We start from the raw sequence: 24,608 nt of genomic DNA, 5'->3' as shown, positions 1-24,608 counted from the left end.
TTCCGATTTCAAAATGCCAAAGAAAGATTCCATCATACCGTTGTCTGGGCTGTTACCTTTACGTGACATAGATGTTTGGATTCCCTTACTCTCTAAAAACCTGTGATAAGAATCGTGTTGGTATTGCCATCCTTGATCACTATGGAGACTCGTATTCTCATAGTATTTCTCTGTAAAGGCCTGCTCCAGCATAGCTTTCACTTGTTCTAAATTAGGAGAACAAGAAAGATTATAGGCGATAATTTCGCTATTAAAGCCTTCTAAAACAGGCGATAAATACAATTTCTGTATGCTATTTGGAATAGCAAACTCTGTCACATCCGTATAGCACTTTTCCATTGGCCTTGATGCTTCAAACTGACGTTGAATCAGGTTGTCTGCTTTCTTACCAATCTCTCCTTTGTAGGAAGAATACTTTCGTTTCCGACGAATTCGAGCACTTAAACCAAGGACCTTCATCAGACGTTGAACTTTCTTATGATTCACTGTAAAACCACGATTTCTTAGTTCAAGAGTAATTCTACGATAGCCATAATTTCCTTTATAGTCATTATCAATGGCCTGAATTTCGATTTTAATATCTTGATTCTTATCTGGTTTATCTAGCTGTTTTAAGTGGTAATAATAGGTTGAACGGGCAAGCTTAATAATCTTTAGGAGAATGTCTAAAGAAAACTCTGTTACCAATCCTCGGACAATTTCCGTTTTTCTTCTGTCTCTTTTTCCTCCTTCAATCGGAGTTCTCTCAACTTTTTTAGAATGGCATTCTCCGCTCTCAGGTACTCATTTTCTGCTTGAAGACGTTCTAATTCTGTCATTTCTTCAGGTTTCTTCTTTGGCTTACGTCCCATTTTAGGCGGTCTCCCTTTTGTTTTCTCAACAATAGTATACGCGTTTTTCTTGTATTTCGCTAGCCAGTTAAGAAGTATCGTACGACTTGGGAGACCGTATTCAAGAGAAACTCTATCTTTAGTCCAGCCTTCATGTAAGACTTTATTAATCATTTCTTGTTTTAATTCAGGAGAATAGTAACGATCAATCAATTTAATCATGTATCTAAGATTAGAATTGTTTATCCCAAATTTATTTGAAAGCTTCTCTAAGCCATATCCTTGTTTTCTAAGTTCATAGATCTGAACTTTATCTTCATAACTCAATTTCATAATAAAAACACCCCAAAAGTTAGATTTTTTCTGTCTAACTTTTGGGGTGCAGTTCACTGGAGCTGGTATTTATTTTTCGATAATTTTGTGGGCGATCAACTGACGGTAACAAATCTGTCTATTATTTTTCGCGTCATTGATAATCTGCAAAATCGTTTCAAATGATGTTCGTCCAAGTTCCAGACTATTGATATCGACATAGGCTACTAGGTCGAGTCGAGGATTGACAGAGTCAAAACTTAAGACGGGAACATTTAACTGATGCTTACTAATGTAGTCGCAAACCCCTTCAGCCAAAAGGCTGTCGGTTGTGATGATAGCATCAATCTGCGGATCATGCTTAAATAGGAGTTTGCTGAATTGATAACCTTTTTCTTCTAGAAATTCATTTGCAAAGTAGGTCAGGTTGGTATCCATCGGAAGTTGATGTTGTTTGAGTGCCAATTCGTAACCTTTTAGACGATCTTGTGTAACGAAAAGTTTCTTGGTTCCTCCGATAAAGGCAATTCTGCTGCATCCCTTTTTGATGAAATACTCAGTTGCATCAAAACCGGCTTGGACATTATCATTGTCGACAAGTGGGATAAAGGGTGAAAGGGATTTTCCGAGGATGAGGAAAGGAAACTGTTCTTCCGCTACGAGCTTCACTAGTGGATCTTCTTCTTGAGCGTAGAGGAAAATCAAACCATCGACACGTTTCCCATAGACCATTTGTGAGATGGCATTGAGACGCTCCTTCTCATCTTTCCCTGTTGCAATCTGAATAGCATAGTGGTTCTCAGATGCGACTTGGGCGATCCCTCGTAGGACAGATGGGAAGAAAGGATTTTGGTAGAAGGCATCCGAGTCGTCAGGCAATACCAAACCGATAACCTGAGTATAGCTACTCACCAAACTACGAGCATTGAGATTGGGATGGTAATTGAGTTCCTTCATAGCCTTGCGAACTCGTTTTTTGGTTTCATCGCTAATCGTTGATTTGTTTTGAATAACGCGGGTTACGGTTGAAGGTGAGACACCTGCAGCCTTGGCCACATCTTTAATCGTAACGGGCATAAAAATCTCCTATTTATGATAATCTGGATCACGGAAATGTGTCTTGTAAAAAATAGTGACCAGATAAAGAACAAAAAGAATGTTTTGTACAGTGATAAGGGTTGTCATATTTTGGCCAAAAAGTCCCAAAACAAGCGTAATCAAAGTTGGTAATCCTAAACAGTTCAAGATAAAATGGTAGCACTCTTTAAAGCTCCTAAATGAAAAGAGGCGTGATTTTTTGGTGATATAAAGGAAAAAGCTAGCTCCAAGAGAGACAATGAAGAAATTCAATCCAAAGAGGAAGCTTGCACCAAGGACGAGAAAGAGACTGATATAGACACGGTTCTGTTGGTACCAGTCTTTAGAAATAGCCTGGGTTAAAGCTTCCTTGCCCTGGAAACTCTCCGTTTGAATCGCGTGGTAGCGAATGCGAGTCAATTCCTTACTTTCCTTACTGATGACGAGTTCTTCCGTATCAAAATGCAGTTGTAGGTCCTTTGGCAATTCTTTGCTTTGGCTTGGACCGATCAAAAGAGAAGGCTGCTGATTCTTAGTGCCTGAGTAGTTCAGCTTTCCATCTACGATTTGTACATTCTCTGACAAGTCCATGATGGCTTCATCTGTCAGTGGAGTGTAGACATTATCGATAAAGGTATCCAGTGGATATGTCTCCTGAGAGCTGTTTTGAATGGCAATCGGAACCATAGACAAGCTGATGAGGAAAATGCTCGTAAAGAGAAGCTGAAACCAGTTGAGGCCGAAACGTTTTGATAGGGGCTTACGAAATCCCCAGATACTAGAGAAATACGAGAATGGATATGGAAGCATAGGCATCTTTCTAAAAGTGTTTTCTATATGAGTATTATTATATAGAGAAATGTGCTTTATTTCAAGTCTAGTAGAGAAATTGCTTTTTGAAAAGCGGATTTTGCTACTATTTGTGGTCTTGTGTCTGATCTTTCAACTTTACAAGTAAGATCCAAAATGAAAAAGGGTGGCGGGGATAAATTATCCCTTGTCGCCACCACTTGTAAGTCCTGAAACAAAGTTCTTTTGTAGGAAGAAGAAGAGAATACAGATTGGAAGGGCGATGAGGATAGCACCTGCTGAGAAGTAGGCGATCTTCATGTTTTTCACATTGCTAACGAAGGTTTGGAGACCAACGGCAACAGTAAAGTATTCTTTCTCACGAAGCAAGAAACTAGAGAGAATGTAGTCTCCGAAAGGTCCCATGAAGGCCCATAGAGCTTGTACAGCCACCATTGGGCGAACGAGTGGGAGAACAATTTGCCAGAAGCGGCGGAAGTGTCCAGCACCATCTAGTTTTGCAGATTCGTCTAGAGACATTGGCACGGTATCGAAGTAGCCTTTCATGAGCCAAGCATTCATCGGGATACCTCCACCGACATAGAGGAAGATGAGGAACCAGCTATGGTTAAGGGCGTTCAACATAAGTGCCATAACGAAGAAGGCTGTCAAAGCGGCCATAGTTGGCACCATTTGGATGATCAAGAAGAAGACCAAACTTTGCTTACGAGCCAAGAAGTTGTAACGACTGTAGGCGTAACCTGCAAGTACGATGATACTTGTTTGAACAGCCATTGTGATAAAGGCAATAATCAAAGTATTAAGGTACCAAGTGCCATACAAGGTTTCGGTGAAGAGCCCTTTAAAGTTATCAAAATTGAAGTCGATGTTAGTATCTAGTTTAAAGGCTGCGACGTTACCTGCTTTGAAGGCGGACATGATGGTGATCAAAAGTGGGTAGATGATCACGATTGATAGGCCAATCAAGTAGAGGTAAGTGAGGGTTTGAGTCAGTCTACGTTTGAGTTTGATTGAGTTATTCATCTTAGACGTCCTCCATATCAAATGCGTGTAGTTTCTTGAATGCGATCATAGAGATAGAGATGACAATGATTGAGATAATCAAGGTAACAGCTGCCGCCATAGAGTATTGAGGAGATGTACCTGTTGTCAAACGGTAAATCCATGAAATCAAGATATCAGTTGAACCAGCTCCGCCTCCGACAGTACCAGGACCTCCACCATTAAAGAGATACATGATAGAGAAGTTGTTAAAGTTGAAGGTGTATTGGCTAATCAATGTTGGAGCTGCAACAGCCAAGATCATTGGGAAAGTGATGTTGCGGAATTTTTGCCAAGCATTAGCACCATCGATGTAAGCCGCTTCGTAGAGGTCGTTAGGAATAGACTGCAAGATACCCAAGGTCAAAACGTAGATGTATGGGAATCCAAGCCAACCTTGCATCATAATCAAGGCAACCTTAGTCCAAGTTGGATTTGTTTTCCAAGGGATAAGAGCTCCATCTAGGAAAGGAAGGACCTTAGACAAAAGAGGCAAGACTTGGGTGTTGATGGCACCGACACTATCATTAAACATGTTTGAGAATGTCAAGATAGTGATGAAGGCTGGAACAGCCCAAGGAAGAAGGAAAATAACACCAAAGATACGTTTTCCTTTGATAAATGGTTGATTAGCAATGATAGCGGTGAAGATACCAATCACAATCTGCAAAGTAGAAGCAGACAAGGCCCAGATAATAGTCCAAGAAAGAACCGAACCAAAGGCTGAACGGAAGGTACTTAAGCTCCAGATATTTGTGAAGTTAGTCAAACCAACCCAGTCCAACAATTTGTTTGGTGGCAAGTGTTGGAAGTCGTAGTTGGTAAAGGCGATCATCAAGGTTACGATAACTGGGAAGATAATCGCAAATGTCATCGCTACATACGATGGGATAATCAAAAGGTATGGGAATCCATTCTCATAAATACCTTTAATCATATCCTTGAAGGTACGAGCTACAGGAATACCATTGTTGATACGTTTAGCAGTCGTATGTGCGTCCTTGATATTAAAGATATAAAAGAGCAGGTAGACGACAACAAAGATAGAGTGGAAGGCACCACGAATCAGCATGAAAAGTGAATTGTCACGACCAGGCTTTTCACCAAGTGTGATCAAATTGCTCAATTCAGGGCTTGCAAGTGTTAGAAAATACAGAACAAATAGAACAGTAACACCAAGAAAAATAAATCCTTTAGCTTTTTGTTTGTTATAGATTTGTCCTAAACCAGGAATGATTGACAGCAAGGCTGCTTTGCGAGGCTGTTGTTTTTCCATGATTACTCCTTTCATAGGATGCGAGATAAAACTCGGGTTCAATCGCAAGATACGCATATCTGATAAGAAACGCATCTATACATTCAAAGGGGGATTTCACTTCCACCCCCCTTGAACAAATCAATTATTCACCAAATTTTTGTTTGATTGTTTCTTTGATCAATGTTACAGCATCGTTAGCAGCTGTTTTCGCATCTTTTTTACCACTTACAGCTTCAAAGAGCATTGTTTTAGCTGGGTCCCAAACAGCTGACATTTGTGAGATGTTTGGCATTGGTTGAGCGTTCTTGAACTGTTCAATCACGGCTGTTGTCAACTCATCTTTTTTACCTTCAGCATAAGTACGAGCTTCTGTGTTAGCTGGGATTTCGTTGGTTGCATCGTAGAAGGCTTTTTGTTGTTCAGTTGATACAAGGAAGTCTACAAATTTTTGAGCAGCTTCAAGGTTCTTAGTGCTTGATGGAATGATCCAAGCTTTACCACCACCGAATGTTTCGTAGTTTTTCCCGTTTGGAAGAGTTGGGATAGTAGCAACACCGTAGTTTACTTTAGCATCTTTGAATGCTTGAGCTTTCCAAGGACCATCGATGATGGCAGCTGTTTTACCTTCTTGGAATTGAGTTTGGATTAAGTTTGGAGCTCCTTCAGTATCTTGCATACCTTTAGGCCATTTTTCGTACCAAGATTTAGCGTAGTTGATAGCTGTAATGGCACCTTCGTTTGCAAGTCCGATGTCTTTAGGATCTTTACCGTTTTGTCCGAATACGTAACCACCGTTACCAGCAAGAAGTCCATATGAGTAGTAGAAGTTTGTCCAGTCAGCAAGGAAGGCAGTTGTTTTACCATCTTCACCAGCGAAAGCGTATTTGCTGTCCTTAGCAAGATTTTCTAGGTCACCAAAAGTTTTAGGAGCTTCTTTTAGCAAGTCTTTATTGTAGTACAAAACGAGTGATTCGATAACGGCTGGAGCACCATACACTTTACCACCAACAGTTACAAGAGATTTTGTTTTATCGTCTGTCTTTGCACCGTCGCTAAGAGTAACTTCTGAAAGTTGTCCGTCAGTACCAAGGCTACCTACACGGTCGTATGGAGCCATCATGACATCAGCAGCTTTACCAGATTGGTTGTCAAGTGAAAGATTGTCAAGACCACCCATTTGGTCTCCTGTTTTGATAGTAACTTTTACACCTGCTTCTTTTTCATAAGCTTTTGCAGCTGATTCAGCAAAGGCTTTATATTGGTCTTCAACATAGAAAGTGAGTTCTTTTGCTTCTGAAGAGCTAGTATCAGCCGCTTTATCAGCAGATTTGCTTCCGCAAGCTACCAAGAGCAAGCTAGCAAGAGTAGCAGTTCCGAGCACAGCAGCGCTCTTCATGAATTTAGATGACATAGTGTATTCCTCCTAAAGAATAACAAAAATAATTTAATGAGAAAACGCAAACGTTTTCTTTTATGTGCCTAGTATAGCACAAACAGAAAACGGTTGCAAGCATTTTTAGAAAAAATTTTAAAAAAATTTTAAGGTTTCAAATTTTTATCAATGCCTTTATATAGGAAAAAACTTCAACTTTTAGTTTTTCTCGCTTTGAAAATGTCTAAGGGAAACGATTGCGTAAATTTGGCTAGATTTTTCAGAAAATAGAGCAGAAGTTTGGAATGAATTATCTTAAATCAGAAAATCTTTAAAATTTTTTTGGCTCATTTCATAAAATATCAGTGGGAACAAGTTTTGTTTGATTAAAATAATTCAAAAAAATTTTTTAAAAACGCTTGCATTTGTGTTTGAAATACGCTATACTTAAATTAACGCAAACGTTTGCGCCTTGATTGCGCAACGTTTTATAACAAACACATGAGGTGCTATTATGAAAAAACGTCAAAGTGGTGTGTTGATGCACATCTCTTCTCTACCAGGAGCATACGGAATTGGATCATTTGGTCAGACTGCCTATGATTTCGTTGACTTCTTGGTTCGTACGAAGCAACGTTACTGGCAAATCCTCCCTCTTGGGACAACAAGCTATGGAGATTCTCCATACCAATCATTCTCAGCCTTTGCTGGAAATACGCATTTTATCGACCTTGATATCTTGGTAGAACAAGGCCTGCTCGAAGCTAGTGACCTTGAAGGTGTTGACTTTGGTAGCGATGCATCTGAAGTTGATTATGCGAAGATTTATTACGCACGTCGTCCGCTTTTAGAAAAAGCAGTTAAACGCTTCTTGGAAGTGGGTGATGTCAAAGATTTTGAGAAATTTGCTCAAGACAACCAATCATGGCTTGAACTCTTCGCAGAATATATGGCTATTAAAGAGCATTTTGACAATCTTGCTTGGACAGAATGGCCAGATGCAGATGCTCGTGCGCGTAAAGCTTCAGCACTTGAAAGCTACCGTGAGAAATTGGCAGACAAGTTGGTTTACCACCGTGTGACTCAATACTTCTTCTTCCAACAATGGTTGAAATTGAAAGCCTACGCTAACGACAACCACATTGAAATCGTTGGAGACATGCCTATCTATGTAGCGGAAGATTCAAGCGACATGTGGGCAAATCCACATCTCTTCAAGACAGATGCCAATGGTAAAGCAACTTGCATCGCAGGATGCCCACCAGATGAGTTTTCTGCCACTGGTCAGCTTTGGGGGAACCCAATCTATGACTGGGAAGCGATGGACAAAGACGGTTACAAATGGTGGGTTGAACGCTTGCGCGAAAGCTTCAAAATCTACGATATCGTTCGTATCGACCACTTCCGCGGTTTCGAATCTTACTGGGAAATTCCTGCTGGTTCCGATACAGCAGCACCTGGTAAATGGGTGAAAGGCCCAGGCTATAAGCTTTTTGCAGCTGTTAAAGAAGAGCTTGGTGAGCTAAACATCATCGCAGAAGACCTTGGTTTCATGACAGATGAAGTTATCGAGTTGCGTGAACGCACTGGCTTCCCAGGAATGAAGATTCTTCAATTCGCCTTCAACCCAGAAGACGAAAGTATCGATAGCCCACACTTGGCGCCAGCTAATTCTGTTATGTACACAGGAACACACGATAACAATACAGTCCTTGGTTGGTACCGTAATGAGATCGACGATCCAACTCGTGAATACATGGCTCGTTACACAAACCGTAAAGAGTATGAAACAGTGCCACACGCAATGCTTCGCACAGTATTTTCATCTGTTAGCTTCATGGCTATTGCCACTATGCAAGACTTGCTAGAACTAGATGAGTCAGCTCGTATGAACTTCCCATCTACTCTTGGTGGAAACTGGTCATGGCGTATGACAGCAGATCAACTCACACCAGCTGTTGAAGAAACTTTGCTTGACTTGACTACAATTTATCGCCGAATTAATGAAAATTTGGTAGAATTAAAGAAATAAGACAATATCAGGAGACACAAAAATGTTACCATTAAAAGAATTTGTACAAAAGCATTACAATAAAACCATTGCAGAATGTAGCAATGAAGAGCTTTACCTTGCTCTTCTCAACTACAGCAAGCTTGCTAGCAGTCAAAAACCAGTCAACACTGGTAAGAAAAAAGTTTACTACATCTCAGCTGAGTTCTTAATCGGTAAACTCTTGTCAAACAACTTGATCAACCTTGGTCTTTACGACGATGTGAAAAAAGAACTTGCAGCTGCAGGTAAAGACTTGATCGAAGTTGAAGAAGTCGAATTGGAACCATCACTTGGTAACGGTGGATTGGGACGTTTGGCAGCCTGCTTTATCGACTCAATCGCTACACTTGGTTTGAATGGTGACGGTGTTGGTTTGAACTACCACTTCGGTCTTTTCCAACAAGTTCTTAAAAACAACCAACAAGAAACAATTCCTAACGCTTGGTTGACAGAGCAAAACTGGTTGGTACGCTCAAGCCGTAGCTACCAAGTGCCATTTGCACACTTCACATTGACATCTACTCTTTACGATATTGATGTACCTGGTTACAAGACAGCTACTAAAAACCGCTTGCGTTTATTTGACTTGGATTCAGTTGATTCTTCTATCATCGAAGATGGTATCAACTTTGACAAGACAGATATCGCTCGCAACTTGACTCTCTTCCTTTACCCAGACGACAGCGACAAGCAAGGTGAATTGCTCCGTATCTTCCAACAATACTTCATGGTTTCAAACGGTGCGCAATTGATCATCGACGAAGCAATCGAAAAAGGAAGCAACTTGCATGACCTTGCGGACTACGCAGTTGTACAAATCAACGATACTCACCCATCAATGGTGATCCCTGAATTGATCCGTCTCTTGACTGCACGTGGTATCGAACTTGATGAAGCAATCTCGATCGTACGTAGCATGACTGCCTACACTAACCACACAATCCTTGCTGAAGCCCTTGAAAAATGGCCTCTTGAATTCTTGGAAGAAGTGGTTCCTCACTTGGTACCAATCATCGAAGAATTGGACCGTCGTGTGAAGGCAGAATACAAAGATCCAGCTGTTCAAATCATCGATGAGAGCGAACGTGTCCACATGGCTCACATGGATATCCACTATGGATACAGCGTAAACGGGGTTGCGGCTCTCCACACTGAGATTTTGAAAAACTCAGAGTTGAAAGCTTTCTACGACATCTACCCAGAAAAATTCAACAACAAAACAAACGGTATCACTTTCCGTCGTTGGCTCATGCATGCTAACCCAAGCTTGTCTCACTACTTGGATGAGATCATTGGCCGTGGTTGGCACCATGAAGCGGATGAGCTTGAAAAACTTTTGTCATACGAAGACAAGGCTGCTGTCAAAGAAAAATTGGAAAGCATCAAGGCTCACAACAAACGTAAATTGGCTCGTCACTTGAAAGAACACCAAGGTGTGGAGATCAATACAAACTCTATCTTTGATATCCAAATCAAACGTCTTCACGAGTACAAACGCCAACAAATGAACGCTTTGTATGTGATCCACAAATACCTTGATATCAAGGCTGGTAATATCCCTGCTCGTCCAATCACAGTCTTCTTTGGTGGTAAAGCAGCTCCTGCCTACACAATCGCTCAAGATATCATCCACTTGATTCTTTGCTTATCAGAAGTGATTGCAAATGACCCAGCAGTAGCTCCACACTTGCAAGTTGTAATGGTTGAAAACTATAACGTTACTGCAGCAAGCTTCCTCATCCCAGCATGTGACATCTCAGAACAAATCTCACTTGCTTCTAAAGAAGCTTCAGGTACTGGTAACATGAAATTCATGTTGAATGGAGCTTTGACTCTTGGTACTATGGACGGAGCTAACGTGGAAATTGCTGAATTGGTTGGCGACGAAAACATCTACATCTTCGGTGAAGATTCAGAAACTGTTATTGACCTTTACGCAAAAGCAGCTTACAAATCAAGCGAATTCTACGCTCGTAAAGCTATCAAACCATTGGTTGACTTCATCGTGAGCGATGCTGTTCTTGCAGTAGGTAAGAAAGAACGCTTGGAACGTCTTTACAACGAATTGATCAACAAAGACTGGTTCATGACTCTACTTGACTTGGAAGACTACATCAAAGTGAAAGAGCAAATGCTTGCTGACTACGAAGACCGTGACGCATGGTTGGATAAAGTCATCGTCAACATTGCCAAAGCAGGATTCTTCTCATCTGACCGTACAATCGCTCAGTATAACGAAGATATCTGGCACTTGAACTAATAATTACATAATTTAAACCCGTACCTTGAAGGTGCGGGTTTTGTTTTATCTGAAAGTTTTATTTACAGTGCTTTCCCAACCAGAATCTCTGCTTCGATGGTAATCTCTGTCAGTTGGCTCCAGTCAATCTTGGTTTGATCAACGTGAAAGAGTAAGGGTGTCATGGCAAGCAGGGCTTGGCGTTGCTCTGCTGTGATGGGTTTGGTTAGGGAAGCTATTTGGCTAGATTGGATACTGAAGTGTTCCTGGAAATGTTCTTTGATATCTTGATTGGAATAGTCCTTCTTTGTCAGCTGGTCCTGCACCATATGACGGATTTCTTTGAGGTGATTTTCAGTCGGGATGACCTTAATCAAGATACCGTCTTTGGATAAAACGCGACGAAATTCCCCATAGTTGGCAGGTGAAAAGATATCAAGCAGGATATCCATGCTAGCGTCTTTTATAGGAAGACGAGCCAGGTCACCGACAAACCAATTAACCGCCCAGTTGGGTTCGCTTTTGGCAGCGATTTGAACGGAATCTTTGGAAATATCAAAGGCATAGAAGGTTTTATCAGAGTGTTTTTCTTGGAGCTTGCGAGAGTAGAATCCTTCGCCACAGCCGATATCCAAAACTGTTTTTGCGGATGGATTAGTTGTTAGTAAGTCCGAGATACCTTCTAAAATAGCCTGATAAAAACCAGCTTCAAGAATTTGCTGGCGATTTTGAAAGTTTTCTTTGTTGTAGTTGGCAGATTGCTTGATCTGAGGAGCCAAGTTGACATAGCCGAATTTTGCCAGATCAAAAGAATGGCGATTGCTACACTTGAGACTAGTTTCGACCAAGGTCAGATTTTCTTGGCAGATGGGGCAGGCAAAGGAGCTAGCAGCAACAAAGCGCTGGAGTTTTGGTTTGAGGTTTGTATTCATAGTTTAAGTGTATCAAAAGAGACAAGTGAAAGCAACTTCAGGAGTAAGTAGATGGGAGATTCAGTAGAAATAAAACTAATTCTTCAATTTATAAAATGAAATTGCTTTTATATCTAAATTGCTATATAATAATGATAAGGAGGAAATAAGTATGTTAAAAGAAGTACTAACCGTTGCAAAAGTTGCGAAAAAATCTTCATTATTTTTGGGTGGTGTCGCATTTGGTACCCTTGGTTTGAAAATCTTAGCAAGTAAGGAAGCTAAAAAAGGTTATTCTAAAGCTTTGGCTAAGGCTTACAAGTTTAAAGATGAGCTAGATGCATCTGTTTCTGTTGTGAAGCAACATGGAGACGATGTTTTGCAAGATGCTAAATATTTGTATGAGCAAGAGAAAAAAGAAGAGCAATTAGATAGCCTTATAGGAGAATAATATGTCTTTTAAAGTGCTATATAGAGGATATCAACATATCCGACTATCATCTTCTTTTTCACTCACCTTGGATATTCAAGACTATCTTCGTTCCTTGGCGAGAGATGAGAAGGGAATTGAGTCTATTCAGTTTTACATGGATCAACAGCACTTTACCCTACGTATAAAAGAAGGCTTCTCTGTATTAGACAATGCAGAAGCCTTTTTAAAAAGAATTGATAAAGGGAAAGTTTCTGAGTTGATGACTCTTCCTGTTCGTAGAGAAGAGAGTGCCTATTCTATCGTTTCAGGTGCAGCGATTAAGCGTGTGCTTTTTCGTAGTTTTGTACCTTATCCTATTCGATATATCTGGACCTGTTACCAGGCTTTGGGTTATGTTAGAGAAGCCTATCAGACCCTAGCGCGTAAGGAACTAACGATGGAGGTCTTGGACTGTTCGGCGATTTTATTGTCTTTGTTCATGAATCAATCCAAGACTGCCAGCAACATCATGTTTATGCTTGATTTGGGGAATCATTTAGATCAGTGGTCCTTGAAAAAAACTGCAACAGATTTAGAACAAAGCCTTCTTGCAAAAGAAAGCGATGTATTCTTGGTACAGGGTGATACGGTCGTTAGTATCAAGAGTTCCGATGTTCAAATAGGAGATGTCTTGGTCCTATCTCAAGGAAATGAAATTCTGTTTGATGGACAAGTAGTTTCAGGTTTAGGTATGGTCAACGAAAGTTCCTTGACGGGAGAGAGTTTTCCAGTTGAAAAAAGAGAGTCTGATTTGGTTTGTGCAAACACAGTCTTGGAGACTGGGGAGCTACGCATTCGTGTAACCGATAATCAGATGAACAGCCGTATTTTACAGCTGATTGAGTTGATGAAGAAATCTGAAGAAAATAAGAAAACGAAACAACGCTATTTCATCAAGATGGCGGACAAGGTCGTCAAATATAATTTCTTGGGGGCTGGTCTGACTTACCTATTAACGGGCTCTTTTTCTAAGGCTATTTCATTCCTATTGGTCGATTTCTCCTGCGCTTTGAAAATCTCTACTCCTGTAGCTTATTTGACAGCTATCAAAGAGGGGTTGAACCGTGAAATGGTGATTAAGGATGGAGATGTTCTAGAGAAATATCTGGAAGTTGATACTTTCTTGTTTGATAAGACAGGAACAATCACAACTAGCTATCCTATAGTTGAAAAGGTGTTACCTTTTGGGGATTATAGCGAGGAAGATATTCTCAGAATCAGTGCCTGTCTTGAGGAACACATTTATCATCCTATTGCTAATGCCATTGTCAAGCAAGCTGAGATAGAGGGGATTGAACATGAGGAAATGCATGGGAAACTCCAATATATTGCAAGCAAGGGAATTAAGTCCCATATTGATGGGCAACCAGTTCTTATTGGAAATTATGTCTTGATGCAGGATGAGCAGATTCATATCAGTTCGGAGCAAAATGCTTTAATTGAAGAGTACAAGAGTCACTACAATCTCTTATTCTTAGCTTATCAGAATGAATTGATTGGAATGTTCTGCATTCATACTCCTTTGAGAAAAGAAGCAAAAGTAGCCTTGGAGAAACTTAAGGCACAAGGGAAAAAATTGATTCTGGCCACAGGGGACACCTTGGTTAGGACAGAGGAATTAGTAAAAGATTTGCCGTTTGATCAGGTCTATACAGACTTGAAACCTGATGGGAAATTTGAGTTAGTAGAGGAACTGCAGAAAGCAGGTCATACTATTTTGATGGTTGGAGATGGGTTGAATGACTCAGCGGCTCTAACCCTATCAGATATCGGTGTGGTGATGAATGAGAGCGCAGATATTTCTAAGCAGATGAGTGATATCTTATTGTTAGATAATCGCTTGGATTTCTTCCAAGAGTTGGATTCGCTATCATCATCTTTGCAAATACTCATCAAGAAGAATATTCAAGATACCATTGTCGTAAATAGTAGTTTGATTGGCTTTGGCTTATTTAATTGGCTCAGTCCTTCAAATCTCTCTATCTTACATAATCTAACAACCTTGCGCATTGTCTTGCGTAGTCTGTCTATTAAGGGATAGGTGGGAACTATTCACAGCAAAAAGGAGTTACCTTTCTTGAGGGTAACTCCTTTGTTTATAGGTAAATGTTTAACAATTTAGTAAGTCAATACAAAGTATTTCTTCTTTCCGCGGCGGATAACAGTTAGTTCATTTTCTAACTTATCTGCGTCACTCAAGACATAGTCCAGGTCTTGGATGCGGTCGCCGTTGACGTAAATAGCTCCATTTTGGACATCTTCACGGGCTTGGCGTTTTGAGTTAACTACACCAGATGAGACGAGCAGTTCCACGATATTGTGGTTTTCGTCTGCTTGTACTTGGTAGTTTGGCACACCACGAAGTCCTTGTTTGAGTTCTTTGACAGAAAGGTTTTTGATATTTCCAGCAAAGAGTTGCTCTGTGATATTGAGGGCTTCCTTATAGGCTTCTTCGCCGTGAACAAGTGTGACAACTTCACGAGCCAAGACCTTTTGAGCCAAGCGTTCGTGTGGAGCTGCTTCAAACTGTTTGCGGATCTCTTCAATCTCATCAAGTGATAAGAAAGTAAAGATCTTCAAGAAGCGAACAGCGTCAGCGTCCATGACGTTCATCCAGAATTGGTACATTTCGTATGGAGAAGTCTTTTCAGGATTGAGCCAGACTGCGTTTCCTTCTGATTTACCAAATTTCTTACCAGTCGCATCAGTGATAAGGGGAACGGTGATAACGTGACCAGTCTTGTCAGCCTTCCGACGAAGTAATTCGGTACCAGCTGTCATATTTCCCCACTGGTCAGAACCACCGATTTGTAGCGTCACGTTGTGCTCTTGGTTAAGGACAAAGAAGTCATACCCTTGCATGATTTGGTAAGCAAACTCAGTGTAAGAAATCCCTGTTTCAATACGTTTCTTCACAGACTCCTTGCTCATCATGTAGTTGACAGTGAAGTATTTCCCGATATCACGGAGGAAGTCAATGAAGCTGATGCTGCCAAACCAGTCGTAGTTGTTGACCATGACAGCTTTATTTTCACCATTTTCAAAGTCAAGAAAGCGAGAAAGTTGTCCTTGGATAGACTTGACCCAGCCCTCTACTGTGTCTTTTGTTTGGAGACTACGCTCAGCATCTTTGAAGGACGGATCTCCGATGAGACCTGTAGCACCGCCAACGAGCGCATAAGGTTTGTGACCTGCTAGTTGCAAACGACGACTTGTCAAGATTGCGACAAGGTGACCGAGGTGAAGGCTGTCAGCAGTTGGATCGTAGCCAGTATAATAAGAAACTTGACCTTCTTCTAGGGCTTTGCGTAAAGCTTCTTCATCAGTCGTTTGAAAAATCAAACCACGCTCTTTTAGCTCATCAAAAATGTGCATGTGTCTTTTCTCCTTTTTAAAATATTGTTTCTACCTATTGTATCACAAACTTGGTCAATAGCCTAGTAGAATAGGGAAGAAAGTGGCTATTTTATTGAAAGTTTCCCTTTTATGGTATAATAAAGAAAGCGAGGACATTCATGAAAAAAAGAATTGATGAATTAAAAACAAAAATGCTGCATTTTTTCCAGCAACTAACTGCCAAATGGAAGAAAAAACAAGCAAGTAAAAAGACTGATAAGAAATTAGCTTCTTCTGACAACGTTAGAAAGGTAGGGTCTATTTTTGCTAAGATTTTAAGTGCTTTTAAAGTGACCTTCAACACTCTCTTTATTCTGGCCTTTATCGGTGGCCTTTTTGGAACTGGTGTGGCTATGGGTTATGGAGTCGCTCTATTTGACAAGGCCCAGGTTCCGCAAACAGAAGAACTGGTCAAACAAGTGAAGGATATTGCCTCTATCTCAGAAATTACCTATGTTGACGGAAGTACCATCGCTTCGATTGAAGGAGATCTATTGCGCACGTCAGTCGCTTCGGAGGCTATCTCAGATAATCTCAAGAAGGCTATCATTGCGACAGAGGACGAGCATTTCAATGAGCACAAGGGAGTTGTGCCTAAGGCCGTTATTCGTGCGACCTTGGGAACCTTTGTCGGTCTAGGCTCGTCTAGTGGTGGTTCGACCTTGACCCAGCAGGTCATCAAGCAACAAGTAGTGGGGGATGCTCCGACCTTGGCTCGTAAGGCGACAGAAATCATAGATGCTCTTGCCTTGGAGCGCGTCATGAGCAAGGACGAAATTCTGACAACCTATCTGAATATTGCTCCTTTTGGTCGCAATCATAAAGGTCAAAATATTGCAGGTGCCCAGCAAGCTGCAGAAGGAATTTTCGGTGTTAATGCTTCAGATTTGACGATACCTCAAGCGGCCTTTATCGCAGGCTTACCACAGAGTCCGATTAGTTATTCCCCTTATGAATCTGATGGCAGTATGAAGAGTGATGAGGATATGGCTTTGGGTATCAAGCGTGCCAAGGATGTCCTCTACAATATGTACCGGACAGGTGCTCTGAGCCAGGAAGATTACGACAAGTACAAGGATTATGACTTTAAGCAAGACTTCCTACCATCAGGTAGTGTCAACGGAAGCTCACGCGACTATCTCTACTATGCAACCTTGGCAGAAGCTACCGATCGGATGTATGATTATCTAGTTGAGAGAGACCACGTCTCTGCTCAAGAGTTAAAGAATGAGTCCATCCAGAAGGCTTATCGTGAGTTGGCAGCTAAGGAAATTGAAAACGGTGGTTATAAAATTACCACTACCATTAATAAAAAAGTTCATACAGCCATGCAGAATGCAGTGGCAAATTATGGTAGTCTGGTAGATGATTCGACAGGCCAGCCTGAGGTGGGGAATGTCCTCATGGACAACCAAACGGGAGCTATTCTTGGCTTTGTTGGTGGTCGTAATTATCAAGAGAATCAGAACAATCACGCTATCGATACTAAGCGTTCTCCAGCTTCAACCACTAAGCCTATACTGGCCTATGGTATCGCGATTGACCAAGGTTTGATGGGAAGTGCAAGCATCTTGTCTAACTACCCGACAAACTTTTCAAACGGCAATCCCATCATGTATGTCAATAGTCCTGGTACAGGGATGATGACCTTAGGAGAAGCCCTCAACTATTCATGGAATATCCCAGCCTACTGGACTTATCGTACGCTTCGAGAGAAGGGTGTCGATGTCAAAGGTTATATGGAAAAAATGGGTTATGAAATCCCAGAATATGGTATCGAAAGTTTACCGATGGGTGGGGGGATTGATGTTACAGTTGCCCAGCATACCAACGGATATCAGACTCTGGCCAACAACGGAGTTTACCATAAGAAACATATGATTGCGAAGATTGAATCGACGACGGGACAAGTGATTTATGAGCATAAAAGTCAACCTGTCCAAGTTTATTCAAAAGCGACAGCGACCATTATGCAGAGTCTGCTTCGCGAGGTGATTTCATCTCGAATTACTTCGAGCTTCCAGACCGACTTGGCTTCCATCAATCCAAGCCTAGCTCGCGCCGACTGGATTGGAAAGACTGGTACGACCAATGAAGATGAAAATATGTGGCTTATGCTTTCTACGCCACGCTTGACTCTAGGGGGCTGGTTAGGTCACGACGACAACCGACCGTTAGCTAAAGGAGCAGGTCACTACCGCAACGCCAATTATATGGCCCACTTGGTTAATGCTATCCAGCAAGCTGAACCTGGAATATGGGGGAATGAGCGCTTTAGTCTAGATCAAAGTGTGACCAAGTCTCAAGTCCTCAAATCGACAGGAGAGAAACCTGGCAAGGTCACAATCAATGGCAAAGAAGTCACCGTTTCAGGTTCTACAGTAACGAGCTATTGGGCTACTAAAGAAGGGGCGCCAGTAACCACTTACCGCTTTGCCATCGGAGGGAGCGATGCAGATTATCAAAATGCTTGGAAGAACATCCTAGGAAGTTTACCCACTCTTCCTACCCCAACTCTCCCAAGTTCAAGTGGTAGTTCGGGAACAAGCTCATCAACTCGCTCAAATCAATCAAATAGATAGAATAAAAAAGTAGCATGATTCATTCAATAATATTTTTTCATGCTACTTTTTTCTTTTTTCATTTCGTGTTACAATAAAGATATGAACAAGTATCAAAAGAAGATTTTTAAGGGAACTCTATATTCACTGTTGTCAGGTCTAATTTGGGGAATTTGTGGTATTTTAGGAGAATATTTTTTCGCCCATTATCAGGTGTCGTCTGGCTGGATCACTTCCATGCGCTTGCTAGTGGCAGGGAGTTTGGTTTTAGTTTTATCAGCCTTTCAGTTACGCACCCAGTTATTGGATATCTGGCGGGACAAGAAAAATTATCTGCCTTTTTTAGCCTATGCTATTCTAGGTATTTTTTCTGTGCAGTTTTTCTTTTATCTCTGTGTTGAGTATTCCAATGCGACGACAGCAACGATTTTGCAATTTATCAGTCCAGTTTTTATCTTGTTTTATAATCGTATCGTCTATCAAAAGAAGGCTTCTATCACAGCCATTCTCTATGTTTTGATTGCCATGTTAGGTGTTTTTTTGATGGCCACAAAAGGAGATTTGTCCCAGTTATCCATGACTCCCTTAGCTTTGGTCACTGGACTCCTCAGTGCTGTAGGGGTTATGTTCAACGTTATCCTGCCTCAGCGTTTTGCACGTGACTATGGTTTTGTGCCGACTGTTGGTTGGGGGATGTTGCTAGCAGGTATTTTTAGCAATTTTCTTTATCCTATTCATCAGATTACCTTCCAACTTGATGTGACGAGCCTTTTGATTTGTTTTACTATTGCTGTGTTTGGAACGGCTTTTGCTTTTTTCCTTTCGATGAAGGCTGTGCTACTCGTCTCACCTTTAGTTGTATCAGTTGTGAGTGCCAGCGAACCTTTATCTTCCGCATTGTTAAGTGTGCTATTTCTAGGTATGGTTTTGGATGGTTTTCTAGCTTTGGCTATGATTTTGATTATCGTCCCAATGGTTTTCTTATCAATAGAGGAAACGAAGGAAAGGTAAAATGTTCTGTTCGAGTGCTTAAGGCTTCAAATTTGAAGCCTTTTTTGGTAGAATAGGTATCATTATAAGGAACCAGGAGGCGCCTATGACTGCCACAAAAATGAATGCTCAAGAAATTATCCAATTTATCGCCAATGCTGAAAAGAAAACCAGTGTTAAAGTAACCTTTGAGGGACAACTCGCAACTGCTGTACCTAGCTCTGTTGTCAAACTAGGGAATGTTCTATTTGGAGACTGGAAGGACGTCGCTCCGCTTCTCGATGGTTTAGTAGAAAATCAAGACTATGTTGTTGAGCAAGATGCTCGTAATTCGGCAGTTCCCTTGCTAGATAAACGTGCTATCAACGCTCGTATCGAGCCAGGTGCTATTATCCGTGACCAGGTTGAAATTGGTGACAATGCTGTTATCATGATGGGGGCTGTTATTAATATCGGTGCTGAAATCGGTGCAGGAACCATGATTGACATGGGTGCTATCCTTGGTGGCCGTGCTATCGTTGGGAAAAACAGTCACGTTGGCGCGGGTGCAGTTTTGGCAGGTGTGATTGAGCCAGCTAGCGCTGAACCAGTCCGCGTCGGAGACAATGTTCTTATCGGGGCTAATGCAGTGGTTATCGAAGGAGTCCAAATCGGCAGTGGTTCAGTTGTCGCAGCAGGAGCTATCGTTACCCAAGATGTCCCAGAAAACGTGGTGGTAGCAGGTGTTCCAGCTCGCATTATCAAAGAGATTGATGCCCAAACTCAACAAAAAACAGCGCTAGAAGATGCGCTTCGTACTTTGTAATTGTAAAAGTAAAAAAGAGGCGGAACCCTTTTTCCAGCCTCTTTCTGCTATATCGGAGGATAGATAGATGTTAGATTTGATTCAGACTAGACGAGATTTGCACCAGATTCCAGAGATTGGCTTGGAGGAGTTCAAGACTCAAGCTTATTTGCTGGATGTGATTGAAAAATTGACTACGGGCAAGGATTTTGTCCAAGTTCGAACTTGGCGGACAGGTATTTTGGTTTATTTGCAGGGAAGTCAGCCGGAACGAACCATTGGTTGGCGAACAGATATTGATGGCCTGCCTATCGTCGAACAAACAGGACTGCCTTTTGCCTCTCAGCACCAAGGTCGCATGCATGCCTGTGGCCATGATTTTCATATGACCATTGCCTTAGGCTGTCTCGAGCGTGCACTTGAGGGACAACCCAAGAATAATCTGCTCTTTCTATTTCAGCCTGCTGAAGAAAATGAAGCTGGTGGGATGCTCATGTATGAGGACGGCGCTTTTGGGGACTGGCTACCAGACCAATTCTATGGCCTTCATGTTCGTCCGGATCTGAAGGTCGGACAGATTGCGACCAATACACACACTCTCTTTGCAGGGACCTGTGAGGTGAAAATTCGTTTCAAAGGAAAAGGAGGACACGCAGCTTTTCCGCATGAAGCCAATGACGCCTTGGTGGCTGCTAGTTACTTTGTAACCCAAGTGCAGTCAGTTGTCAGCCGCAATGTCAACCCCATCGAGGGAGCGGTGGTGACCTTTGGCCTTTTCCAAGCTGGAACAACCAACAATGTCATCACAGACACAGCTTTTTTACATGGAACTATTCGCGCCTTGACCCAGGAAATGAGCCTTTTGGTACAAAAGAGAGTCAAAACAGTCGCAGAAGGAGTTGCGGCAGCCTTTGGTATGGAAGTAGAAGTGGAACTCAAACAAGGGGGCTACCTGCCTGTTGAGAACAATCCAGCCTTGGCGCGTGAACTGATGGACTTCTTTGAAGAAAAAGAGGGAATTGAATTGACTGATATAGAGCCTGCTATGACAGGTGAGGACTTTGGTTACCTCCTTTCAAAAGTTGATGGCGTTATGTTCTGGCTAGGTATTGATAGTCCCTACGCCCTTCATCATCCTCAGATGAGTCCTAAGGAAGAGGCCTTAGCCATCGGGGTGGAAGCGGTCTCTAGCTTTCTTCAAAAGAAGGCGGCGGAGTAGAGGTGTTGTCTATGAAAGCAGAACTACGCAAGCAAGTCTTGCAAGAAATGAAGGCTTTATCTCAGAAGCAAAAACAGGCTATGGATCGAGTTTTAACAGAACGATTTTTGAATCACTCCTTTTACCAAGAAGCCAAAACCATCGCAACCTATCTCTCCTTCCCTCATGAATTTCAAACGCAAGGATTGATCAAGCAGGCGCTGAAGGAGGGCAAAAAGGTTCTGATACCCAAAACCTATCCCAAGGGGCGCATGGAGTTTGTGGTCTATGATCCGCAGCAGTTGGTAAAAACTTCCTTTGGTTTACTGGAACCGCAAGGAGACTTGGAAGTGGTGGAACCGTCTCAGATTGATTTAATTCATGTTCCGGGCTTGGCTTTTACAACAGAGGGCTATCGGATTGGATATGGTGGAGGCTACTACGACCGCTATCTGGAGAATTTTGCTGGGCATACTATGAGCACAATCTATCCTTGTCAAATCCAGAATTTCAACTCGGAAGATCACGATATTCCCGTCCAGGAGGTGCTAATCTATGAAGGAAATCTTTGATAAACGCTACCCTGTGACGAGTTTTTTCCTCCTAGTGACAGCTTTGGTATTTCTCTTGATGCTGATTACTACGGGTATCAACTTTGATCAAGTAAAAACTCTTTTTCAGTTTGGAGCTATGTATGGACCGATCATTCGCCTGTTCCCAGAGCAGATTTGGCGCCTATTTTCGGCTATATTTGTGCACATTGGATGGGAGCATTTCATTGTCAATATGATTTCACTTTACTTTCTTGGGCGACAGGTGGAGGAGATTTTCGGATCCAGGCAGTTCTTTTTTCTTTATATCTTATCAGGAATGATGGGCAACCTCTTTGTTTTTGCTTTCACACCGAAAGTCCTAGCAGCAGGAGCGTCCACTTCTCTTTACGGACTATTTGCTGCGATTATCGTCTTGCGCTACGCAACTCGCAACCCCTATATCCAGCAGTTAGGGCAATCCTACCTGACGCTTTTCGTGATAAATATCATTGGAAGTATTCTGATTCCAGGAATCAGCCTAGCAGGGCATATTGGTGGCGCAGTAGGCGGTGCTTTTCTAGCAGTCATCTTTCCAGTCAAATGGGAGAGAAGGATGTACAGTACCAGCCAGCGAATCGGAGCAACTGTACTTTTTGTCGCACTAGCCGTTTTCCTTTTCTATAAGGGAATGAGCTATGTGTAGGGATGGAATAGTTAAATGCAAGCACCGATTCGGTTGCTAATAAGTCATCTGCAAAGATGGCTTTTTTTATTGCAAGCTTCAACAAAAAAGCCCTTAATTAAGAGCTTTGTTTTTCTTCTATTTCCCCTCAGCTAACTCTTTTCCGAGTTGGATGAGGTAATCTTTCAAATCATCTTTGACTTGTGGGTGTTTTAGAGCGTAGTCGATGGATGTTTTCATAAAGCCAAACTTGTCTCCGACATCATAACGAGCTCCCTTGAACTCACGAGCAAATACACGTTGTGTTTTATTGAGGGTATCGATTGCATCTGTCAGCTGAATTTCATTTCCTGCACCTGGAGCTTGATTTTCGAGGATTTGGAAAATTTCAGGTGTGAGGAGGTAGCGTCCAATAATAGCAAGGTCACTAGGAGCGTCTTCTGGCGCAGGTTTTTCAACGAAGGTTTCAACGCTGTAAAGACCGTCTTTTCCTTCGCCTTGTGGATCAATAACTCCATAGGCAGATACCTCATCGTGAGGGACTGGCATGACAGCAATAGTAGACGCGTGGGTATGTTCATAGTCATCCATGAGTTGTTTGGTGAGCGGAACAGCCTTTTCATTAGTGATATCCATCAAGTCATCCCCAAGCATCACGACAAAAGGTTCATTTCCGACGAAAGCTTTGGCTTGCAAAACAGCATCTCCGAGACCGCGTGGATGAGTTTGGCGGATAAAATGCAGGCGCATGCCAGTTGTCTCATCAACTAGCTTCAAAAGATCTGTTTTCCCTTTTTCTTTGAGGTTGTATTCCAATTCGAAGTTTGAGTCGAAATGGTCCTCAATAGAACGTTTTGACTTACCTGTAACAACCAAGATATCTTCGATTCCAGATTTGAGGGCTTCTTCAACGATAAATTGGATGGTAGGTTTGTCTACGATTGGTAACATTTCCTTGGCCAAGGCCTTAGTTGCAGGGAGGAAACGAGTTCCCAATCCAGCGGCAGGGATGACTGCTTTTCTGACTTTTTGTTTCATAATGTTCCTTTCTATAAGGGTCTAAGACCATTCGTTTTCTGCTTTAAATTCATTGTTCATGATGTCAGTGATTGCTTCTTTGATATTGACACCTTCGTAGATGACTCGGTAAATGGCTTGTGTGATTGGCATGTAGACACCTAATTCCTGAGCTAATTCGTAAGCTGCTCGAGTCGTTGAAATGCCTTCGATGACCATGCCCATGTTGGCTTCGATGTCTGCGAGAGATTCTCCACGACCGAGAGCGTCACCTGCCCTCCAGTTACGAGAGTGGACAGATGTCCCCGTTACGATCAAATCACCAACTCCAGAAAGACCGCTATAAGTCAGAGGATTAGCTCCAAGAGCGACCCCTAGACGGGTGATTTCTGCCAAGCCACGTGCGATGATGGCTGCCTTGGCATTGTCGCCAAACCCTAGACCATGTAATGCACCCGCCCCAACTGCGATGATGTTTTTGAGAGCACCAGCGGTTTCAACCCCGATAACATCTGTATTGGTATAGAGGCGGAAGTAGTGATTGCTAAAGAGATTTTGAACGTACTGAGCAATTTCAAGGTCTTTAGAGGCTGCAGTGATCAAGGTAATGTCGCGTACAATGGTTTCCTCAGCGTGGCTAGGTCCTGAAACAACGACGATGTCACTACGGAGGTCAGCTGGAATTTCCTCTTCCAGAATGGTTGATAGGCGTTTGTGACTATCTGGTTCCAAGCCTTTGGAGGCATGCATGATGACAACCTTGTGATCGAGTACCTTTGCTACTTGTTGGGCAACCAGTCTCGTTACTTTTGTTGGGACAACAAATAAAACAGCGTCTACATTTTTCAATGTTTCTCCCAAGTCATGGTAGGCCTTGATGTTTTCGTCGAGTAGGATGTCTTTGAAATAGCGTTTGTTTGTATGTTGGTTATTGATTTCATCGATCTGGTCAGAAATATTTCCCCAAATTCGAACCTCGTGTCCATTATCGTTTAGAACCTGCGAAAGGGCAGTTCCCCAAGAACCAGGACCCAAGACAGCGATGGTTTGTTTCTTCATCTTCTCCTCCTTT

19 protein-coding genes and 1 pseudogene are annotated in these 24,608 nt (G+C 42.0%); 10 read left to right on the top strand and 10 right to left on the bottom strand.

What is annotated here, in order from left to right; genetic code table 11:
• From D8805_RS08555 to D8805_RS08530, 6 genes and pseudogenes are all read right to left on the bottom strand, one after another.
• Positions 1 to 1,163: pseudogene (locus D8805_RS08555) on the bottom strand (IS3 family transposase); the annotation flags it as partial.
• 69 nt (positions 1,164 to 1,232) lie between these two features.
• Positions 1,233 to 2,219 (bottom strand): LacI family DNA-binding transcriptional regulator, encoded by a 987-nt coding sequence (locus tag D8805_RS08550; RefSeq protein WP_125416810.1) that lies wholly within the window; start codon positions 2,217 to 2,219, stop codon positions 1,233 to 1,235.
• A gap of 9 nt (positions 2,220 to 2,228) precedes the next feature.
• Positions 2,229 to 3,029: a DUF1189 domain-containing protein gene (locus tag D8805_RS08545; protein ID WP_125416808.1), complete on the bottom strand. Its 801-nt coding sequence runs from the start codon at positions 3,027 to 3,029 to the stop codon at positions 2,229 to 2,231.
• Between the two features lie 180 nt (positions 3,030 to 3,209).
• A complete protein-coding gene (locus tag D8805_RS08540; RefSeq protein WP_001065640.1) occupies positions 3,210 to 4,052 on the bottom strand; it encodes a sugar ABC transporter permease in 843 nt (280 codons plus the stop codon).
• 1 nt (position 4,053) lies between these two features.
• Entirely contained in the window at positions 4,054 to 5,346 is a 1,293-nt protein-coding gene (locus D8805_RS08535) for a sugar ABC transporter permease (RefSeq protein WP_185774590.1), read from the bottom strand.
• A gap of 124 nt (positions 5,347 to 5,470) precedes the next feature.
• On the bottom strand, positions 5,471 to 6,739 hold the full coding sequence (locus D8805_RS08530) for an extracellular solute-binding protein (protein WP_125416806.1): 1,269 nt from the start codon (positions 6,737 to 6,739) through the stop codon (positions 5,471 to 5,473).
• Between the two features lie 475 nt (positions 6,740 to 7,214).
• Here D8805_RS08530 and malQ point away from each other — a divergent pair, with 475 nt between their 5' ends.
• Together malQ and glgP are read left to right on the top strand one after the other, a co-directional pair.
• Positions 7,215 to 8,732, top strand: coding sequence for a 4-alpha-glucanotransferase (malQ, locus tag D8805_RS08525; RefSeq protein WP_049478973.1), 1,518 nt, complete (start codon positions 7,215 to 7,217; stop codon positions 8,730 to 8,732).
• A gap of 22 nt (positions 8,733 to 8,754) precedes the next feature.
• Entirely contained in the window at positions 8,755 to 11,013 is a 2,259-nt protein-coding gene (gene glgP / locus D8805_RS08520; protein ID WP_125416804.1) for a glycogen/starch/alpha-glucan family phosphorylase, read from the top strand.
• Positions 11,014 to 11,075: 62 nt separating this feature from the next.
• On the opposite strand, the gene D8805_RS08515 is transcribed toward glgP, so the two are convergent.
• Positions 11,076 to 11,924: a putative RNA methyltransferase gene (locus D8805_RS08515; protein ID WP_125416802.1), complete on the bottom strand. Its 849-nt coding sequence runs from the start codon at positions 11,922 to 11,924 to the stop codon at positions 11,076 to 11,078.
• Between the two features lie 151 nt (positions 11,925 to 12,075).
• On the opposite strand from D8805_RS08515, the gene D8805_RS08510 reads away from it, so the two are divergent.
• Positions 12,076 to 12,354 carry a DUF6110 family protein gene (locus D8805_RS08510; RefSeq protein ID WP_000910908.1) on the top strand — a complete coding sequence of 93 codons (279 nt, stop codon included), beginning with the start codon at positions 12,076 to 12,078 and terminating at the stop codon, positions 12,352 to 12,354.
• Position 12,355: 1 nt separating this feature from the next.
• Complete coding sequence (locus D8805_RS08505; protein ID WP_125416800.1) at positions 12,356 to 14,416, top strand: heavy metal translocating P-type ATPase; 2,061 nt, start codon at positions 12,356 to 12,358, stop codon at positions 14,414 to 14,416.
• 77 nt (positions 14,417 to 14,493) lie between these two features.
• Here D8805_RS08505 and tyrS read toward each other — a convergent pair whose 3' ends face one another.
• On the bottom strand, positions 14,494 to 15,750 hold the full coding sequence (tyrS, locus tag D8805_RS08500; RefSeq protein WP_084936846.1) for a tyrosine--tRNA ligase: 1,257 nt from the start codon (positions 15,748 to 15,750) through the stop codon (positions 14,494 to 14,496).
• Positions 15,751 to 15,890: 140 nt separating this feature from the next.
• Between tyrS and pbp1b the strand changes: the two genes are divergently transcribed.
• The 6 genes from pbp1b (at position 15,891) to D8805_RS08470 (ending at position 22,540) form a co-directional block, all read left to right on the top strand.
• Entirely contained in the window at positions 15,891 to 18,353 is a 2,463-nt protein-coding gene (gene pbp1b, locus D8805_RS08495; RefSeq protein ID WP_125416798.1) for a penicillin-binding protein PBP1B, read from the top strand.
• 81 nt (positions 18,354 to 18,434) lie between these two features.
• Positions 18,435 to 19,343, top strand: coding sequence for a DMT family transporter (locus tag D8805_RS08490; RefSeq protein WP_125416796.1), 909 nt, complete (start codon positions 18,435 to 18,437; stop codon positions 19,341 to 19,343).
• An 85-nt stretch (positions 19,344 to 19,428) separates the two neighbouring features.
• A complete protein-coding gene (gene dapD / locus D8805_RS08485) occupies positions 19,429 to 20,127 on the top strand; it encodes a 2,3,4,5-tetrahydropyridine-2,6-dicarboxylate N-acetyltransferase (protein ID WP_000127460.1) in 699 nt (232 codons plus the stop codon).
• Positions 20,128 to 20,194: 67 nt separating this feature from the next.
• Positions 20,195 to 21,325: an N-acetyldiaminopimelate deacetylase gene (locus tag D8805_RS08480; RefSeq protein ID WP_125416794.1), complete on the top strand. Its 1,131-nt coding sequence runs from the start codon at positions 20,195 to 20,197 to the stop codon at positions 21,323 to 21,325.
• Between the two features lie 11 nt (positions 21,326 to 21,336).
• Positions 21,337 to 21,876 (top strand): 5-formyltetrahydrofolate cyclo-ligase, encoded by a 540-nt coding sequence (locus D8805_RS08475; protein WP_000642765.1) that lies wholly within the window; start codon positions 21,337 to 21,339, stop codon positions 21,874 to 21,876.
• Positions 21,860 to 22,540 carry a rhomboid family intramembrane serine protease gene (locus D8805_RS08470; protein ID WP_000658468.1) on the top strand — a complete coding sequence of 227 codons (681 nt, stop codon included), beginning with the start codon at positions 21,860 to 21,862 and terminating at the stop codon, positions 22,538 to 22,540. Before D8805_RS08475 ends, D8805_RS08470 begins: the two co-directional genes overlap by 17 nt.
• Positions 22,541 to 22,657: 117 nt before the next feature.
• Here the strand turns inward: D8805_RS08470 and galU are convergent, their stop codons facing one another.
• Both galU and D8805_RS08460 read right to left on the bottom strand, forming a co-directional pair.
• The gene (gene galU / locus D8805_RS08465; protein ID WP_000811026.1) at positions 22,658 to 23,557 is read right to left on the bottom strand and encodes a UTP--glucose-1-phosphate uridylyltransferase GalU; all 900 of its coding nucleotides are present in this window, start codon (positions 23,555 to 23,557) and stop codon (positions 22,658 to 22,660) included.
• Between the two features lie 21 nt (positions 23,558 to 23,578).
• The gene (locus tag D8805_RS08460; protein ID WP_000745031.1) at positions 23,579 to 24,595 is read right to left on the bottom strand and encodes an NAD(P)H-dependent glycerol-3-phosphate dehydrogenase; all 1,017 of its coding nucleotides are present in this window, start codon (positions 24,593 to 24,595) and stop codon (positions 23,579 to 23,581) included.
• Between the last annotated feature and the right edge of the window lie 13 nt (positions 24,596 to 24,608).

The sequence above is a fragment of the Streptococcus oralis subsp. dentisani genome, assembly GCF_003944205.1.
Lineage (GTDB): Bacteria > Bacillota > Bacilli > Lactobacillales > Streptococcaceae > Streptococcus > Streptococcus oralis_BH.
This window is presented reverse-complemented; position numbering and strand designations above follow the sequence as displayed.